The organism is Mesorhizobium sp. WSM4841, from assembly GCF_055811515.1.
The window spans coordinates 35201-52092 of record NZ_JBVVQC010000011.1; the positions used below are offsets into that span (position 1 = coordinate 35201).

At 63.8% G+C, this 16892-nt stretch carries 15 protein-coding genes; 9 read left to right on the forward strand and 6 right to left on the reverse strand.

Features of this window, described 5'->3' with window-relative positions; genetic code table 11:
* Positions 1 to 113: 113 nt before the first annotated feature.
* From oiaX to dhaL, 8 genes are all read left to right on the forward strand, one after another.
* Entirely contained in the window at positions 114 to 1364 is a 1251-nt protein-coding gene (gene oiaX, locus AC0L14_RS15365) for a 3-oxo-isoapionate-4-phosphate decarboxylase OiaX (protein ID WP_473750013.1), read from the forward strand.
* A 13-nt stretch (positions 1365 to 1377) separates the two neighbouring features.
* Positions 1378 to 2712, forward strand: coding sequence for a four-carbon acid sugar kinase family protein (locus tag AC0L14_RS15370; protein ID WP_473750014.1), 1335 nt, complete (start codon positions 1378 to 1380; stop codon positions 2710 to 2712).
* Between the two features lie 169 nt (positions 2713 to 2881).
* On the forward strand, positions 2882 to 3766 hold the full coding sequence (locus AC0L14_RS15375) for a helix-turn-helix domain-containing protein (RefSeq protein ID WP_473750015.1): 885 nt from the start codon (positions 2882 to 2884) through the stop codon (positions 3764 to 3766).
* Between the two features lie 137 nt (positions 3767 to 3903).
* Entirely contained in the window at positions 3904 to 4563 is a 660-nt protein-coding gene (locus AC0L14_RS15380; protein WP_473750016.1) for a 2Fe-2S iron-sulfur cluster-binding protein, read from the forward strand.
* A 3-nt stretch (positions 4564 to 4566) separates the two neighbouring features.
* A complete protein-coding gene (locus AC0L14_RS15385) occupies positions 4567 to 5553 on the forward strand; it encodes an FAD binding domain-containing protein (RefSeq protein ID WP_473750017.1) in 987 nt (328 codons plus the stop codon).
* Between the two features lie 9 nt (positions 5554 to 5562).
* A complete protein-coding gene (locus AC0L14_RS15390; RefSeq protein ID WP_473527426.1) occupies positions 5563 to 7848 on the forward strand; it encodes a xanthine dehydrogenase family protein molybdopterin-binding subunit in 2286 nt (761 codons plus the stop codon).
* Positions 7849 to 8037: 189 nt separating this feature from the next.
* Positions 8038 to 9045 carry a dihydroxyacetone kinase subunit DhaK gene (locus AC0L14_RS15395; RefSeq protein ID WP_473527427.1) on the forward strand — a complete coding sequence of 336 codons (1008 nt, stop codon included), beginning with the start codon at positions 8038 to 8040 and terminating at the stop codon, positions 9043 to 9045.
* An 11-nt stretch (positions 9046 to 9056) separates the two neighbouring features.
* Positions 9057 to 9695 carry a dihydroxyacetone kinase subunit DhaL gene (dhaL, locus tag AC0L14_RS15400; RefSeq protein ID WP_473750018.1) on the forward strand — a complete coding sequence of 213 codons (639 nt, stop codon included), beginning with the start codon at positions 9057 to 9059 and terminating at the stop codon, positions 9693 to 9695.
* Here dhaL and derI read toward each other — a convergent pair.
* The 3 genes from derI to AC0L14_RS15415 form a co-directional block, all read right to left on the reverse strand.
* Positions 9692 to 10135, reverse strand: coding sequence for a D-erythrulose-4-phosphate isomerase (gene derI / locus AC0L14_RS15405; RefSeq protein WP_473750019.1), 444 nt, complete (start codon positions 10133 to 10135; stop codon positions 9692 to 9694). The genes dhaL and derI overlap by 4 nt on opposite strands.
* Positions 10136 to 10163: 28 nt before the next feature.
* Complete coding sequence (locus tag AC0L14_RS15410) at positions 10164 to 10949, reverse strand: triose-phosphate isomerase (protein WP_473750020.1); 786 nt, start codon at positions 10947 to 10949, stop codon at positions 10164 to 10166.
* Between the two features lie 83 nt (positions 10950 to 11032).
* Complete coding sequence (locus AC0L14_RS15415) at positions 11033 to 11800, reverse strand: DeoR/GlpR family DNA-binding transcription regulator (RefSeq protein ID WP_473527431.1); 768 nt, start codon at positions 11798 to 11800, stop codon at positions 11033 to 11035.
* A 292-nt stretch (positions 11801 to 12092) separates the two neighbouring features.
* Between AC0L14_RS15415 and fba the strand changes: the two genes are divergently transcribed.
* Positions 12093 to 13157 (forward strand): class II fructose-bisphosphate aldolase, encoded by a 1065-nt coding sequence (fba, locus tag AC0L14_RS15420; RefSeq protein ID WP_473527432.1) that lies wholly within the window; start codon positions 12093 to 12095, stop codon positions 13155 to 13157.
* 180 nt (positions 13158 to 13337) lie between these two features.
* On the opposite strand, the gene AC0L14_RS15425 is transcribed toward fba, so the two are convergent.
* Genes AC0L14_RS15425 through AC0L14_RS15435 form a run of 3 tightly spaced genes read right to left on the reverse strand, consistent with a single transcriptional unit; the run spans position 13338 to position 16886 of the window.
* Positions 13338 to 14279: a sugar phosphate isomerase/epimerase family protein gene (locus AC0L14_RS15425; RefSeq protein ID WP_473750021.1), complete on the reverse strand. Its 942-nt coding sequence runs from the start codon at positions 14277 to 14279 to the stop codon at positions 13338 to 13340.
* Positions 14279 to 15796 carry a glycerol-3-phosphate dehydrogenase gene (locus AC0L14_RS15430; protein ID WP_473750022.1) on the reverse strand — a complete coding sequence of 506 codons (1518 nt, stop codon included), beginning with the start codon at positions 15794 to 15796 and terminating at the stop codon, positions 14279 to 14281. The genes AC0L14_RS15425 and AC0L14_RS15430 overlap by 1 nt, the downstream gene beginning before the upstream one ends.
* A 49-nt stretch (positions 15797 to 15845) precedes the next feature.
* Complete coding sequence (locus tag AC0L14_RS15435) at positions 15846 to 16886, reverse strand: 2-hydroxyacid dehydrogenase (protein WP_473750023.1); 1041 nt, start codon at positions 16884 to 16886, stop codon at positions 15846 to 15848.
* Between the last annotated feature and the right edge of the window lie 6 nt (positions 16887 to 16892).

The window sequence follows — 16892 nt, forward strand, 5'->3', positions numbered from 1 at the left end:
CTGTTTAGCATTGCCATCACGAATCCCAGAATGCCTGCCGAGCAGGATATCGCTTGCAATACTTATGTACTCATTATACCAGATTTCCAGGATCAGGGAATTTTTTTCGAACTATGATCACCCTCACCTACCGCATCGAAACCTCAGGCAGCATCGAGGCGCTGGCGGCCAAGATCGCCAGCGACCAGTCGACGGGAACCTTCGTCGCGCTGGCCGGCGAGACCGAAGAGCTCAAGGCGCGGGTAGCGGCGCGTGTTCTTGCGATTAGGCATCTGCCGGACGCCGATCGCTCGTCCCTTCCCGAAGCCGGCGACGGGCCTTTCAAGCGCGCGGATGTCGATATCGCGTTTCCGCTCGATGCCATCGGCACCGACCTTTCGGCGCTGATGACCATCGCCATCGGTGGCGCCTTTTCGATCAAGGGCCTGTCAGGCATCCGCGTCGTCGACATGAAGTTGCCGGACGAATACCGGGAAGCGCATCCGGGCCCGCAATTCGGCGTCGCCGGCAGCCGCCGGCTGACCGGCGTCGAGGGCCGCCCGATTATCGGGACGATCGTCAAGCCGGCGCTGGGGCTTCGACCGCACGAAACGGCGGAGATGGTGGGTGAGCTGATCGCCGCCGGCGTCGATTTCATCAAGGACGACGAGAAGCTGATGAGCCCGGCCTATTCGCCTCTGTCGGAACGGGTGAAAGCGATCATGCCGCTCGTCCTCGACCATGAGCAGAAGACCGGTAAAAAGGTCATGTATGCCTTCGGCATCTCGCATGCCGATCCTGACGAGATGATGCGCAACCACGATCTGGTGGCGAAGGCCGGCGGCAATTGCGCGGTGGTCAACATCAATTCCGTCGGCTTCGGCGGCATGGCTTACCTCAGAAAGCGCTCCAGCCTCGTGCTGCACGCCCACCGCAACGGCTGGGACATTCTCACCCGTCACCCCGGCCTCGGCATGGATTTCAAGATCTGGCAGCAGTTCTGGCGGCTGCTCGGCGTCGATCAGTTCCAGATCAACGGCATCGCTTCGAAATACTGGGAGCCGGACTGGTCCTTCATCAGTTCCTTCGAGGCGGTGACCACGCCGATCTTTTCGCCTGATGATTGCGCGCTGCCGGTCGCCGGCTCCGGCCAATGGGGTGGACAAGCTCCCGAAACCTACCGGCGAACCGGCCGAACGGTCGATCTTCTCTATCTCTGCGGCGGCGGCATCGTCAGCCATCCTGACGGGCCGGGCGCCGGCGTGCGCGCCGTGCAGCAAGCCTGGCAGGCGGCCGTCGACGGCATACCGTTGGCGGACTTCGCCCTGAGCCACCCCGAACTGGCGCGGTCGATCGAGAAATTCGGCGACGGCAAAGCGTCCTGAGCAAAGCGACGCAATGCGAAACCTGCTCCTGAGCTATTATGGCGATGATCTCACCGGCTCGACCGACGTCATGGAGGCGCTCGAGCTCGGCGGCGTGCCGACCGTGCTGTTCATGCGTCAGCCGGACGAGGCTCTGCTTTCGCAGTTCAGGCATTGCCGTGCCATCGGCCTGGCCGGCACCAGCCGAAGCGAGACGCCGCAATGGATGGACACGCATCTGCGCGGCGCCTTCGCCTGGCTGAAGACCCTGAACGCCGAGATCTGCCACTACAAGGTCTGCTCAACCTTCGATTCCAGCCCGGCGATCGGCAGCATCGGCCGGGCCATCGAGATCGGCCGCTCGGTGTTCAGCCAGGACAGCGTGCCGCTGGTGGTCGGCGCGCCGCAGCTCAAGCGCTATACCGCCTTCGGCCATCTGTTTGCGGCCTATCGCGAAAGATATTTCCGTATCGATCGCCATCCCGTGATGAGCCGCCACCCGACCACACCGATGGATGAATCCGACCTGCTGATCCATCTGTCGCGGCAGACGGATCTCGCCTCAGGGCTGGTCGATCTCGCGACGCTGCAGTCGGCGTCCCGCTCGGAAGCGTTCGATCGCTTGCTCGCCGACGGCATCAAGATCGTGCTTTTGGATGTCGACAGCCTGGAAACTCAGGCGCTTGCCGGCAAGGAGATATGGCGCGTTCGCAAGCCGGGCGGCGCTTTCGTCGTCGGCTCTTCGGGCATCGAATATGCGCTACTGGCCGAATGGGCGTCCAACGGGACCGTCCGTGCCGAGCCCGGCTTTTCGCCGCCGGGTGCGGCCGACCGGATCGCGGTGGTCTCGGGCAGCTGCTCGCCGACAACGGAACGACAGATCCGGCATGCTTTGACGGACGGTTTCGACGGGATCGCGGTGGATCCTGTCGAACTCGTTTCCGAGCTTTCTGATGAAGCGATCGCGCGTGCGGCAGCAAGCGGTCGCGCCAGTCTGGAAGCCGGTCGCAGCGTCGTCCTCTACACGGCGCTTGGACCAGCAGCCGACCGGAGCGCCGAAATCGACCGGCAGGAAGACGCCCGCCACAAGCTTGGCCGCGGCCTCGGCGAACTTCTTCGCGAGCTGACGATCGAGCAGAAATTGCAGCGCGTGGTCATCGCCGGCGGCGACACATCGAGCCATGCACTCGGCCAGATGGGTGTCGATGCGCTTACGGTGCGAATGCCGCTGCCCGCCTCGCCAGGCTCGCCGCTCTGCGTCGCCCACTCGCGCGTCAACGCGATCGACGGACTGGAGGTTGCCCTCAAGGGTGGCCAAGTCGGAACCGATCGCTATTTCTGCGCCATCCGCGATGGGCTCGGCGGCTGACAGGAGGCACCCGGATCTGCCTGATCTCACGACTTCTTGAATACGGCGCGGTTACCAACGCACGATGCCTGCCCCACATAAGGCGCCGTATGCGTAGCGGCGGGGCGGCGCACAACGCTCAAGCGGGGGCTGGCCACGGCCCCGCCGACTGAACCAGCGGGATGCCGGGATGTCATTCAGACCGTTGCTTGGTGACGGACGGGTTCGGAGCCAGGAGGAGAAGTCGGAGCCCCTGCAAACCGCGTCATGGGGTAGCTCCTCGATCGTTTTCGACAATCGGCGATGGGCGTGCCGCGAGGCGGAGCTCCGCTGGACAGCCCCTCATCATCTGATCGTGCTGACTGATGAAGGCGGAACCTCCCATACATCTATCCGGCACGAGGCAAGATCGCTCTACGACGGCATGGACCGGCCCGGAGCCCTCACCTTCGTCCCCGCAGGCGCGGAGCGGCAGGGCTTTTATCGCGACGTAAACCTATCCTACTCAGCCTTGTGGATCGATCCCGATATCAGGCTTCCTGGCTGCGAACGCCTGAGAGACCTGCCGATCCTGGTGAACAGAAAAGACGTGGTGATCGCCACGCTGCTGAGTTCGCTTCGCGACGAGATGGCGCTCGGCCACAAGCCGGACACTGCCTATATCGAGCATCTGGTCGCCCTGGTCAGCCTCCGCGTGGCCAACCTGAACCGAGAGCAACAGCCGCCTGTACGTCACGGCTGTCTCAGCCGTCGCGCGCTCGGTCGAGTTCGGGCTTACATCGATGCCCATATGAATTCCGACGTTTCGCTAAGCGAGCTGGCAGCTGTCGCGGACATGGCCGTCGACAGTTTTGCACGCCGATTTAAGGCAACGACCGGGCTTGCACCCTATGCCTATGTGATCGAGGAACGCGTGCGGCGAGCGGAGACGCTGCTGCGCGAAACGGGTTTGTCGATCGGTAGCATTGCCTTTCGGCTCGGTTTTTCAAGCCAGAGCCACTTCACCACGACGTTCCGGCGTCTCAGGGGCATGACGCCTCGGGCCTATCGGGTGAATTCTTCTCCGGAATCCTGATATTGCCGCCGGTTTCCTGAAAGAAAGCCGCCGCGCGCGTTCCCACCTCCAGGGTCGATGAGTGACAGAACCCGACGGTACGCCATCGGGTCAAGTCGCCGTCTTCCGTTCTTGTCATTGCGACTGGGAGATCATGCATGGCCGAAACAGACATCAGAAACGGGCCGACTCGTCGAACGGTTCTGGAGGGCGGGGTGGCGACCGGCGTGCTCCTGGCTACCGGTATACCGGTTGGCGCCGAGCCGGCCGACAGCGTCACGGCGGCCGCCTCGCCCTCGCCGGTACCGACGATGCCGATATCTTTGCGGATCAACGCGAAGGATTTTGCCGTCGAGCTCGACCCGCGGACGACGCTGCTCGACGCGCTGCGCAATCATCTCGGCCTCACCGGCTCGAAGAAAGGCTGCGACCACGGCCAGTGCGGCGCATGTACGGTGCTCGTCGATGGGCGCCGGATCAATTCCTGCCTGACGCTTGCCGCAATGCATGAAGGCGACGAGATCACCACGGTCGAGGGCCTTGCCGAGGGTGACCGGCTGCATCCGGTGCAGGCCGCCTTCGTCGCCCGCGATGGGTTCCAGTGCGGCTATTGCACACCGGGCCAGATCTGCTCCGCGGTCGGTATGCTGGGCGAGGCCAGGGCCGGCTGGGCGAGCCATGCGAGCGCCGACGTGGCGGCGGCTTCCATCGCCCTCACCGATGCCGAGATCCGCGAGCGGATGAGCGGCAACATCTGCCGTTGTGCCGCTTATCCGAACATTGTCGCTGCAATCCGCGATGCGGCAGAGGGGGCGTGAGCAATGCAGTCCTTCACTTATGAACGTGCGGCAAGTGCTGAGCAGGCAGCTGCCGCGGTCGCGGCGCGGCCGGACGCCAAATTCATCAGCGGCGGCACCAATCTGCTCGACCTGATGAAGCTCGAGATCGAGCGCCCAGCGCATCTCGTCGACATCAGCCGGCTGCCGCTCGATCGAATCGAGGAAACGGCGGCAGGCGGGCTTCGGGTCGGCGCCCAGGTCCGCAACAGCGATCTTGCCGCCGATCCGCGGGTGAGATCGCGCTATCCGATGCTCACTCAAGCGCTGCTGGCGGGAGCATCCGGCCAGATACGAAACAAGGCCTCGACCAGCGGCAATCTCCTGCAGCGCACGCGCTGCCCCTATTTCTACGACCGCAACATGCCTTGCAACAAGCGCGAGCAAGGTTCGGGCTGCGCGGCGCTGCAGGGCTTCAATCGCATGCACGCCGTACTCGGCGCGAGCGAAGCCTGCATCGCGGTCCATCCCTCCGACATGGCCGTCGCCATGGCCGGGCTCGACGCCAGGATTGAGACCATATCGCCCGGCGGCGAGACCCGCACGATCCCGATCGGCGATCTCCATCGATTGCCCGAGGCGACGCCGCATGTGGAGACCGCGCTCGGCCACGGCGAGATGATCGCCGCGGTCACCCTGCCGCCGCCGCCGGCCGGCCGGCAGGTTTACCGCAAGGTGCGTGACCGTGCCTCCTACGCCTTCGCCCTAGTGTCGGTGGCAGCAATCGTCGAGAAAAGCGGCGATCGTATCCGAAGCGCTCGGATCGCCATGGGCGGCGTGGCAGCGAAGCCCTGGCGCGCAACGGAGGCGGAGCGCACGCTCGCAGGAGCCGCGGCGTCCGACGGCGCCTTTACCGATGCGGCCGAAGCCGCGCTCGCCGGAGCCGTCGGGCATGGCGGCAATGATTTCAAGATCCCGCTGGCGAAACGGACGATGCGGCACACGCTCGCTGCTGCCGCCGAGAGTGCGTGAGGTGACATGATGACAGAGACGAAGACCTCAAACCGTTCTCGCGAAACACGCAGCGGCGTCATCGGGCGTCCATTCGATCGCATCGATGGTCCGCTCAAGGTGAGAGGCGATGCCACCTACGCCTACGAGAATACGCTGGAGGGTACCGCCTTTGGCTATATTCTCGGCGCCGCCGTCGCCAAGGGGCGCATTGCCGAGATCGACACGGCCGAAGCCGAACGAGCGCCGGCAGTGCTGCTCGTCATGACGCACCGGAATGCGCCGGCCCAGCCGGATTTCGGTCCGGCGGTCACGCCGACGGTGCCCGAGGTCTTCACCCGCGCCCGGCCCGCGCTCAACAGCGAGCGGGTGCGCTATTACGACGAACCCGTCGCGCTGGTCGTTGCGGAGACGTTCGAGGCGGCACGTGCTGCCGCCGGCCTCATCAAAGTGCGCTACGACGAGGAGCCGGGCCTCTACGATTTGCCGGCGCATGTGGCCGACGCCTACGCACCAAAACGGACCAATGCCGGCTTCGAGACCGACAGCGTGGTCGGCGACTTCGAGAGCGCCTTTGCCGCGGCTCCGGTCAAGGTCGATGTTACTTACCGGACGCCCTTCGAACATCACAATCCGATGGAACCCCATGCGACGCTCGCCGCCTGGTCAGGCAACGAGCTGACGATCCATACATCGGCGCAGACCTTGGCGAATTTCCGGGCGGGGGTCGCAAGCACGCTTCGCATTCCGCCCGAGCGTGTGCGCATCATCAGCCCCTTCATCGGCGGAGGCTTCGGCTCCAAGCTGATTGCCCATTCCGATACAATCCTGGCCGCGCTTGGAGCGCAGGTCCTGCAGCGTCCCGTCAAGATCGCGCTGACGCGACAACAGATGTTTGCCAATGCCGGTCACCGCGCAGAGATGATCCAACAGGTACGTCTCGGTACGGACACCGACGGGCGGCTCACCGGGATCGCGCACGACGTCTGGTCGGCAACGTCCAGCTTCGAGGAGTACTGCGAGCAAACGGCAGTTTTTGCCCGCTCGCTTTATGCGGCGCCGAACCGTGTCACCCGCCATCGCCTGGTTCCGCTGGATATCAACCGTGGCGAATGGATGCGCTCGCCCGGCGAAGCGCCCGGCATGCTGGCTTTCGAATGCGCCATGGATGAGCTCGCTGAGCGGCTCGGCCTGGACCCGATCGAACTCAGGATCCGTAACGAACCGGCACAGGATCCCGAGCGCGGCGTGCCGTTCTCCACCCGCAACCTCGTCGCCTGCATGGAGGAAGGCGCCAGCCGTTTCGGTTGGCAGCGGAGAAACCCGACGCCGGGCAGCACCCGAGAGGGCCGCAAGCTCATCGGCTACGGCATGGCGGCGGCGATCCGTCCGAACTACATCGGCGCGGCGACGGCGCGGGTTGCGATCGACCGGGACGGCCGGGTGACGGCGCGGCTCGACATGACGGATATCGGGACCGGCACTTATACGATCCTGACCCAGATCGCTGCGGACAGCCTCGGTCTGCCGATCTCGTCCATCAAAGTGGAGCTTGGCGACAGCCGCTTCCCGCGCACCGCCGGCTCAGGCGGGTCCTGGGGCGCGGCGAGCGCGGGGTCGGCGCTGCACAACGCCTGCAACGCCCTCAAGGAACGGATCCTGAAGGCGGCGCAGTCGAGCGAGGCCTCACCGTTGCGTGGCGCGAACGCCACCGAGGCAAGCTTTGCTAACAGCGAGGTGAGGGTCGGCCAGAGGTCGGCAAGTCTGGCCGATCTCATCCGGCGGATCGCTCCCGACGGGTTCGAGGCCGAAGGCTCGATAGCCGCAGGCGCTACCACCCAGTCATACAAGGCTTACTCGCAGCATTCCTATGGCGCGCATTTCGCCGAGGTCGCAGTCGATTGCGATACCGGTGAGATCCGCATGCGCCGGATGCTGGCGGTGATAGGCGCGGGCCGTATCCTCAACGCCAAGACTGCGCGCTCGCAAATCATCGGCGGCATGACCTGGGGGATCGGTGCGGCGCTGATGGAACAGACGGTGCTCGATCCGCGCTATGGCCACTTCGTCAATCACGACCTTGCCGAGTATCACGTCGCGATCAACGGCGACGTCCCCGAGATGGAGGTCGTCTTCCTCGAGGAGCATGACGACAAGGCCAATCCACTTGGCGCGAAGGGTCTCGGCGAACTCGGCGTCTGCGGTGCAGGGGCTGCAGTCGCCAACGCCATTTACAACGCAACCGGCGTGCGGGTGCGTGAATTTCCCATCACCTTGGACAAGCTGCTGCCTGCCTTGCCGGTGATCGCCATTTGACGGGGCAAGTTATCAGCTCTTCCCACCGCTTCTTCTTCGAGCACTTCAGGGGCAAAAGAGGCAGCCCACGCCTGCATGCAGATCCTGGCCGCGCGGGAACGTATTGCCGCGTGAAATGTCCGTCCCTGGGTAGAAATCCCGGTAACACGCTGTACTATCTGCGAAAATACCGAAATCGGGAGGATGCAAGTGCAGACCAAGAAGATCATCAACGACGGCAACCGCACTGTCGACGAGATGCTGGAGGGTATCCTGGCCGCGCATCCCCGCCATCTCAAAAGCGCGGAGGGCAGCCCACGCTCGATCATCGCCCGCGATGGACCTCGCCAGGGCAAGGTCGGCCTCGTCATCGGCGGCGGCTCCGGCCACGAGCCGACATTCCTCGGCTTCGTCGGCAAGGGGCTGGCCGACGCGGCGGCAATAGGCAACGTCTTTGCGTCGCCGCCGCCGGACCCGATCCTCGAATGCGCCAAGGCGGCCAGCGGCGGCGCCGGCGTGCTGTTCATGTACGGCAACTATGCCGGCGACGTGATGAATTTCGATATGGCCGCAGAGATGGCGGCGATGGACGACATCGAGGTGCGCACGGTGCTGACCACTGACGACGTCGCATCGGCGCCGCGTGACCAGAGGCAAAAGCGCCGTGGTGTTGCCGGCAATTTCTTCATCTTCAAGGCTGCGGGTGCCGCCTGCGACCGGATGCTGTCATTCGACGAATGCCAGCGTATCGCCAGGAAGGCCAACGATCACACCTTCACCATGGGCGTGGCGCTGTCGCCCTGTTCGCTGCCGCAGACCCGCCGGCCGAATTTCGAAATCGGGCCCGACGAGATGGAGATCGGCATGGGCATCCATGGCGAGCCGGGCATCGCGCGCGGAAAGCTGAAAACGGCCGACGAGATCACCGATGAGATGCTGGACAAGATCCTCGACGAGATGGCGCCGGCGCGTGGCGACAAGGTCGCCGTGCTCATCAATTCGCTCGGCTCGACGCCGCTGATGGAGCTCTACATCATGAATCGGCGCGCCAAGCAGAGGCTCGATGACATCGGTGTGTCAGTTCATGCAACCTGGGTCGGGAATTATTGCACCTCGCTCGAAATGGCCGGCGCCTCGGTGACGCTGATGCATGTCGACGGCGAATTGCAGACGATGCTCGACCATCCTTGCGACTGCGCCATGTTCCGCGCCGGATGAAAGTAGCATCCATGACATCCATCGATACGGCCGACTTGAAAACAATGTTCGATGCGATCGCGGTGGCGATCGAAGTCGACAAGGACCGGCTCTGCCAGCTCGACGGCGTCATCGGCGACGCCGATCACGGCATCGCGATGGCGCTCGGCTTCGGTGCGGTGCGCGATGCGCTGGCGCCGCTGGACCTTTCGGCGACCGAGCCGACAGCTCTCCTCAACACCGCGGCGAAATCGTTCCTCAACGCCGTCGGCGCTTCGTCAGGCCCGCTCTATGCGACGGCCTTCATGCGCGGCGCGGCCGCCGTCAAGGGCAAGGCGACCTTGGCGGGTGCCGATTTCATCGCCCTGTTCCAGGCGATGGCGCAAGGCATCCAGGATCGCGGCAAGGCGGAGATCGGCGAAAAGACGATGGTCGACGCCTGGCTGCCGGCGGCGCAAGCAGCGGCGGCCGCGCATGCCTCAGGCAAGACCGTGTCCGAAAGCCTTGAGGCAGCGCTTCAAGCAGCCGAACGGGGCGCCGAGGCGACCAAGGATATGATCGCCGCGAAGGGCCGCTCGTCGCGGCTCGGCGAGCGGTCACTCGGGCACGTGGACCCTGGCGCCGCGTCGGCAGTCACCGTCATCGGCGCGATCCGGAAAAGCCTGGCTTAGCCCAGCTTCGCCGCGTCGAGCCTGTCGATCGCCTGGACATTGCCGGCCGACGGTCCCTTTTCATCGAACTCCGATGCGAGCCAGGCGTCGACGATCGACTTGGCCAGTTCCGGGCCGATGACACGGGCGCCCATTGTGATGATCTGGGCATTGTTGGATTTGGCCGCGCGCTCCGCCGAATAGGTGTCGTGGGTGAGTGCTGCGCGAATGCCGGGCACCTTGTTGGCCGAGATGGAAACGCCGATACCGGTGCCGCAAAACAGGATGCCGCGATCGTTCTCGCCGTCGAGGATGGTCTGGGCGAGCTTCTGCGACAGGTCGGCATAGCAACCGGCTTGGCTGAGATCGCTGACGGCGAGGCCGGGTTTGGTGGCCAGATGCGCGGCGATGACGTCGAGCAGCGGCTTGCCGGCGCTGTCGGCTCCAATAGCTATTTTCATTTTTTCTGTCCTTTCCTATTCGATTGATTCAGATCGCCGCCGAGGCGCGTTGAAGGATGTCGATGTAACCATCCGCCTGCCAGGCGGAGCGGCCAATGAACAGTCCGTCGATATGAGGCTGGCCGATCAACTCGGCGGCATTTTGCGGATTGACGCTGCCGCCATAAAGCACCGGCGGTATGGACGGCAGAAGATCGCCGGCGATCTTCTTGATCAGCGCCTGCTGCCTGTCGGCATAGTCGGCACTTGCCGGAATGCCCTTGTCGCCGATCGCCCAGACCGGCTCATAAGCAAACACGATCGTCGCCGCCTTTGCCTGGCCTTCGAGATATTGCAGCGCGCCATGCACCTGCAAGGCCAGCACCGCATCGGCCTGGCCGCTGTTGCGTTGCGCCAATGTCTCGCCGACGCAGATGAGCGGCACAAGCCCGTGCTTCACCGCCGCTGCGGTTTTAAGGCCGACCGCGTTGTCGGTCTCGCCGAAATGCTCGCGCCGTTCGCTATGGCCGAGCTCGACGAGGTCGAGCCCGCAATCCGTCAGCATCACCGGCGAGATCTCCCCGGTCCAGGCTCCGGCGTCGGCCCAGTGCATGTTCTGGGCGCCGACCTTGACCCGCGTCGTCGCTAACGCTTTCTTGACCTCGCGGACCGCCGTGAAGGGCGGGATGACGAAGGGCTGGATGCGGTCGTCGAGACCGGGAACGAATCCCGCCAGCGCCTTGGCGAAGTCAGTCGCCTCTGCAAGCGTCTTGTTCATTTTCCAGCTTGTGCCGACCCAGTAAACCACGCGTCCTCCTTCTAGAGCCTGTTCCATCCCGCGAAGCGGGATGGGGCTCTATCTCCTTCTTTGACCATGATCTTTTCCGAAAACCGGTTCCCACTTTTCGGGATCATGGTCTAGTCCTTCTCGACTAGCGTTAGCGAAACACCGGCGCCATCCAGCGCCTCGCGCATCTGGGTTTCCAGTTCGCGACCGGTGAAGACGGCGTCGAACGCCTTGAGATCGGTCAGGAAATGCAGGGCCGTGCGGCCGAACTTGCCGTGATCGACCAGCAGATATTTGCGGGCGGCGGCGGCCATCATCAGCCGCTTGGTGTGGACCACTTCCTGGTCCTGGTGGAAGGCGGAAGCGCCGTGGATGGCCGACGACGACAGGAAGGCCACATCGGCGCGCAACGATCTCAACGTGTCCTCGGCAAGCAGGCCGAAGAAACCGTGGAACTTCTTGCTGTACTGGCCGCCGAGCGCGATCAGGGTGATCCCTCCAACGCCTGCCAGATCCTGGATGACGGCCAGATTGTTGGAGATCACCGTCAGCGGGCGCAGATCCGCAAGGTGGCGCGCAATGCCGCCCGCCGTCGAGCCGTCGTCGATGATCACCGTCTGGCCCGGTTCGATCATCGCCACGGCGGCAACCGCCAAGCGCTGCTTCTCCTCGGCGGCCTGCTTCTGACGGTAGCGGAAATCACTCTCGAAAAGGCCGCTCGGCTGGATCGAGGCGCCGCCGCGCACCTTGCGCAGGAAGCCGCTTTCCTCGAGCTCGTCGAGATCGCGATGCACGGTCATCTTCGACACGCCGAAGCGCGTGGCAAGCTCATCGACACTCGCCGTGCCAGTGTCCATCAGAAAATCCATGATGCCTTGCCGCCGGCCGTCGCTCTTCATTGCCCAGCCTGTTTCCTGAATTCCAGTCCGCTGCGAATCCGCGGTGGCGGAAACGGCGAGCGAAAGCCATTATAACAGAGGAAATCGCATAGGTATCTAAATTTTTGTGATCATGTTACATTTCTTTGGGATATTATTCGCTTTCGATTGCTGTCTTGTAACAAGAATTGCTCCCGGCGCCTTGGCCAAAGGTTGCGGTTCTCCGGAAATCCGGCCAGAAGCATCAGTGGGCTGAACGACGAACGAACGGCTCGCAACCATAGGCTTGAAATCAAATACGGGAGACTATTGGGTGGCTCGCATCACATTGAGACAATTGCTCGACCATGCCGCCGAACACGGCTATGGCGTGCCTGCGTTCAACATGAACAATATGGAACAGGGCCTCGCCATCATGGAGGCCGCCGAGGAGACCAAATCGCCTGTTATCCTGCAGGCGAGCCGCGGCGCCCGCGCCTATGCCAACGACGTCGTGCTGGCCAAGCTGATCGACGCGCTGGTCGAAATCCACCCCGATATCCCGGTCTGCATGCATCTCGACCACGGCAACAACGAAGCCACATGCGTGACCGCGATCCAGTATGGCTTCACCTCGGTGATGATGGACGGATCGCTGAAGGAAGACGGCAAGACGCCGGCCGATTACGATCATAATTCCGGTATCACGCGGCGCGTCGTCGATATGGCGCATTGGGGCGGCGTGTCGGTGGAAGGCGAGATCGGCGTTCTCGGCTCCCTGGAGATGGGCGGCGGCGAACAGGAAGACGGCCACGGCGTCGAAGGCGCCGTCAGCCACGACCAGTTGCTGACCGATCCGGAGCAGGCGGTGCAGTTCGTCAAGGACACGCATGTCGACGCGCTGGCCGTCGCCATGGGCACCAGCCACGGCGCCTACAAGTTTTCGCGCAAGCCGGACGGCGCGGTTCTGGCCATGAATGTGATCGAGGAGATCCATCGCCGCCTGCCGAACATGCACCTCGTCATGCACGGCTCGTCCTCGGTGCCGGAAGAGCTGCAGGAGATCATCAACAAATATGGCGGCCAGATGAAGCCGACATGGGGCGTGCCGGTCGAGGAGATCCAGCGCGGCATCAAGCACGGCGTGCGCAAGATCAACATCGACACCGATAACCGCATGGCGCTGACCGGCGCGATCCGCAAGGTGCTGACCGAAAACCCGAGCGAGTTCGACCCGCGCAAGTATCTGACGCCGGCAATGGCCGCGATGAGGAAGCTGTGCAAGGAGCGCTTCGAGCAGTTCGGCACCGCCGGCAACGCCCCCAAGATCAAGCCGCTGCCGGTCTCGGAAATGGCCAAGCGCTACAAGTCGGGCAGTCTCGACCCGAAATTCGGCTGAGTGAGGCTCCCCCTCATCCGGCCGCTTCGCGGCCACCTTCTCCCCGCTGGGGAGAAGAGGCTGGCGGCAACGCCGGCGATCTCCTCTCCCCTCGGGGAGAGGTCGGATTGCCCCGAATTGCCCTTTGCAATTCGGTTGGCAATCCGGGTGAGGGGGATTCGTCCAATTGCCCCGCCGGTTCTACTCGGTTCGCGGCAAAATCGCCGCCCTGCCGGTCTCGATAAACGGCGCCCAGTAGTCGACCGACTCGCGGATCATGGCGACGACCTGGTGGTCGACCGGCTCGCGTTCACGAAACGAAAGTTCGAGGCAGATCTCGTTGTCGACGCCGCCGCCGCGGCGAACCGTCTCCAGAAGCTTTTCCGGCGTGATGCGGCCGTCCTTGTTGTAGGCGGCGATGAACGGCCAATGGCCGCCCTTGTTCATCGACGACTGTTTGATGTGGATGATCGGCGATACCCTGGGAAAGGCTTCGGCCCAGGCATAGGGATCGATGTCGGCCGGGTTGCTCGAGGTCACGTCGCCATGGTCAATATCGACCATCATCTTCAACGGGATGGCCATGCCGGCCGCTTCGATCTGGTTGTGCAGGACCCGACAGCTTTCGATCGTATGACCGAATTCGCGGCCGACCGACATCGGCTCCCAAAACAGGTAGGTCAAACCCGCCGCCTTGGCGTGCTCGGCGACCTCACGCCAGCATTCCAGCGCGATGTCGAAAAGCCGCGTGCGACGCTCCGGATCGTCGAAATCCCTGTGCGTGAAGATCGCGAACTGGGTGCCCATGCCGCCGGCGCCGAGCTCGGCCGATATGTCGGCAAAGGTCTTGAACCAATCGACGTAGTAGCGGCGCACGTCGGCGTCGGGATGGCCGAAATGGTTGAGCCGCCCATAAGGGCCGGTCATCCCGGACGTCACGCGCACGCCAGTGCGGTCGAGCGCCGTGCGGAACAGGCGGATGAATTTCGAAATCGTTGCCGCCGGCCAGCCGGGATTGACGAATTCATGTGTGAGCTGCACGTCCCGGATGCCGATGTCGTAGGCGATCGCGTCGATCAGATCGTCCGGTTCGGCAAAACGGTTGACCAGCGGATTGGTGTTGAGGGAAAGCGTAAACGCCATCAGCTTGCTTTCACCAGCCGACCCGCGCACCAGTCCTCGAAGGCGGCTCTTTCTGCGGCGGACAGATGCAGGCCGTGCTTGGTGCGCCGTTCGAGAATATCGGCAGCGGTCAGCGCCCATTCGTGCTCGGACAAATAATTGGCTTCGCGTTCGAAAAAATCCTTGCCGAAGCACCGCCCCAGATCGGCGAGCGACCTGGCCGCCCCGACCAGAACGCGCGTCCTGGTGCCGTAGAGCCGGCCATAGTGCTTGACCAGCGATGCCGGCATCCAGGGATATTCGCGGCCGAGATCGCCGAGAAACTGCTCAAAGTCAGCATTGGCGATATCGCCGCCCGGCAGATAGCCTTTCGACGTCCATGGCTTGCCCATTTTCGGAAAGAACGGGGCGATCCGGTCCAGCGCGTGCTCGGCCAGTTTGCGGAAGGTGGTGATCTTGCCGCCGAAGACGGAGAGCAGCGGCGCCTGCCCGGCCGACGCGTCGAGCTCGAAAATATAGTCGCGCGTCACCGCGCTCGGATTGTCGGCGTTGTCGTCATAGAGCGGCCTGACGCCCGAGAACGAGTAGATGACATCGCTCCGCGCAAGCTCACGCTTGAAGTAGCGGTTGACCACCCTGATCAGATAGTCGACCTCGCTGATATCAGCCTTCACATCTTCCGGCCGCCCGTCATAGGGAATGTCGGTGGTGCCGATCAGGGCCAGATCGTTCTGGTAGGGATTGATGAAGATCACGCGCTTATCGCTGTTCTGGACGAGATAGGCCTGCCGCCCTTCCCAGAATTTCGGCACGACGATGTGACTGCCCTTGACCAGGCGCACGTTCCGCTTGGAGTTCTGGCCGGCCACGCGGTTGATGATGTCGTTGACCCAGGGACCTCCGGCGTTGATCAGTGCCCGTGCCCGAACCGTGGTCCTGACGCCGGTTCGGCTGTCGCGCATCTCGACCGACCACAGGTCGTTTTCACGGCGGGCGGCGGTGCAGGCGGTCCGGGTAAGGACCTTGGCTCCCTGTTCCGCCGCGTCGAGCGCATTGATGATGACGAGACGGGCGTCGTCGACCCAGCAATCGGAATATTCGAAACCGCGCTTGAACGCATCCTTGATCGGCGCGCCTTCGGGCGCGGTGCGCAGGTTGAGTGTGCGGGTGGCCGGCAGCCGCTTGCGGCCACCGAGATGGTCGTAGAGGAACAGGCCGAGCCGGACCAGCCAGGCCGGCCGGTCGTCAGGGCTGTGCGGCAGCACGAAGCGCATCGGCCAGATGATGTGCGGCGCCGATTCAAGCAGCACTTCGCGCTCGATCAGCGCCTCGCGCACCAGCCGAAACTCATAATATTCGAGATAGCGCAGGCCGCCATGGACGAGCTTTCCCGATCGCGAACTGGTGCCTTCGGCCAGATCGTCCTTCTCGCACAGAATGACGGAAAGCCCGCGGCCGGCCGCGTCGCGCGCGATGCCGGCGCCGTTGACGCCGCCGCCGATGACGAAGAGATCGACGATTTCAGCGGCGCCGCTCATCTCGCCGGGTCCTCAGTGCCTGGATTGTGTTTCATGGCTGCCGCGACCTTCAGCATGGGTTGACCGGCGGGAGCCCGGCGATAAAGCGGCGCACCTCTTCGGCCGCCTGCTCGGCCGCATAGGTCACCGTGCGCACCGACGCGCCGGCGATATGCGGCGTCAGCGTGACGTTCGGAAGCTGCAGCAGCGGCCAGTCCGCAGGCACCGGCTCGACCGCGAACGTCTCCAGCATGGCGCTGCCGATATGGCCCGAGACCAGCGCATCGTAGAGCGCGTCGTAGTCGACCAGCGGCCCGCGCGCGGTGTTGATGAAAATCACCCCCGGCTTCATCCGGGCGATGGTGTCCTTGTTGATCAGGCCGCGGGTTTCCTCAGTCACCCGGGGATGAAGCGTGACCACATCGGAGCGGGACAGGAGATCGTCGAGCGCGACCAGTTCGACGCCGTCATTGCGGTCTTCGGCGCTCAGTTGCACATAGGGATCGGTGACCAGGATGCGGCAGCCGAACGCGCGCAGCAGGCGGACAACCTTGGTGCCGATATTGCCGTAGCCGATGACGCCGACGGTCATTTCGTTGAGCTCGCGGCCGGTACGGTCGGCCCGGTAGAGATCGCCGCGCCATTCCCCCTTGCGCAAGGCTTCGTGCCCGACCCGGATCAGCCGCGTCTCGGCAAGGATGGCGCCGATGGTGAACTCGGCCACAGCACTTGCATTGCGGCCGGGCACATTGACGACGGTGATGCCGTGGGCCCTGGCGGCGCCCATGTCGATGTTGATCGGGCCACCGCGCGAGACCGCAACCAGTTTCAGAGTAGGCAGACGCTGCATCATGGTCTCGGAGAGCGGCGCAAGCTGGGTGACGAATATCTCGGCGTCGCCAATGAAATCGACCACCTCGTCCGGATCGCCAAAATACTCCTTCACCTTGTCGAGGCCGAGCGCCGCATTGCCGAATTCCATCGGCTCGTCGGGCCAGGCCGCCTCAAGGGTGCGAATGTCGAGATTGTCGCCGCAGGCGTTCTCGATTTTCTCGCGAAAGACTTCGGGGAGCATGAAGCGGTCGCCAATGATTGCAATCTTCTTACGCATGCTCGA

What these genes read in the sequence shown, in the direction of transcription:
- oiaX (WP_473750013.1), top strand. Translation starts at nt 114, where the DNA reads ATGATCACCCTCACCTACCGCATCGAAACCTCAGGCAGCATCGAGGCG.
- AC0L14_RS15370 (WP_473750014.1), top strand. Translation starts at nt 1,378, where the DNA reads ATGCGAAACCTGCTCCTGAGCTATTATGGCGATGATCTCACCGGCTCG.
- AC0L14_RS15375 (WP_473750015.1), top strand. Translation starts at nt 2,882, where the DNA reads ATGTCATTCAGACCGTTGCTTGGTGACGGACGGGTTCGGAGCCAGGAG.
- AC0L14_RS15380 (WP_473750016.1), top strand. Translation starts at nt 3,904, where the DNA reads ATGGCCGAAACAGACATCAGAAACGGGCCGACTCGTCGAACGGTTCTG.
- AC0L14_RS15385 (WP_473750017.1), top strand. Translation starts at nt 4,567, where the DNA reads ATGCAGTCCTTCACTTATGAACGTGCGGCAAGTGCTGAGCAGGCAGCT.
- AC0L14_RS15390 (WP_473527426.1), top strand. Translation starts at nt 5,563, where the DNA reads ATGACAGAGACGAAGACCTCAAACCGTTCTCGCGAAACACGCAGCGGC.
- dhaL (WP_473750018.1), top strand. Translation starts at nt 9,057, where the DNA reads ATGACATCCATCGATACGGCCGACTTGAAAACAATGTTCGATGCGATC.
- derI (WP_473750019.1), bottom strand. Translation starts at nt 10,135, where the DNA reads ATGAAAATAGCTATTGGAGCCGACAGCGCCGGCAAGCCGCTGCTCGAC.
- AC0L14_RS15410 (WP_473750020.1), bottom strand. Translation starts at nt 10,949, where the DNA reads ATGGAACAGGCTCTAGAAGGAGGACGCGTGGTTTACTGGGTCGGCACA.
- AC0L14_RS15415 (WP_473527431.1), bottom strand. Translation starts at nt 11,800, where the DNA reads ATGAAGAGCGACGGCCGGCGGCAAGGCATCATGGATTTTCTGATGGAC.
- AC0L14_RS15425 (WP_473750021.1), bottom strand. Translation starts at nt 14,279, where the DNA reads ATGGCGTTTACGCTTTCCCTCAACACCAATCCGCTGGTCAACCGTTTT.
- AC0L14_RS15430 (WP_473750022.1), bottom strand. Translation starts at nt 15,796, where the DNA reads ATGAGCGGCGCCGCTGAAATCGTCGATCTCTTCGTCATCGGCGGCGGC.
- AC0L14_RS15435 (WP_473750023.1), bottom strand. Translation starts at nt 16,886, where the DNA reads ATGCGTAAGAAGATTGCAATCATTGGCGACCGCTTCATGCTCCCCGAA.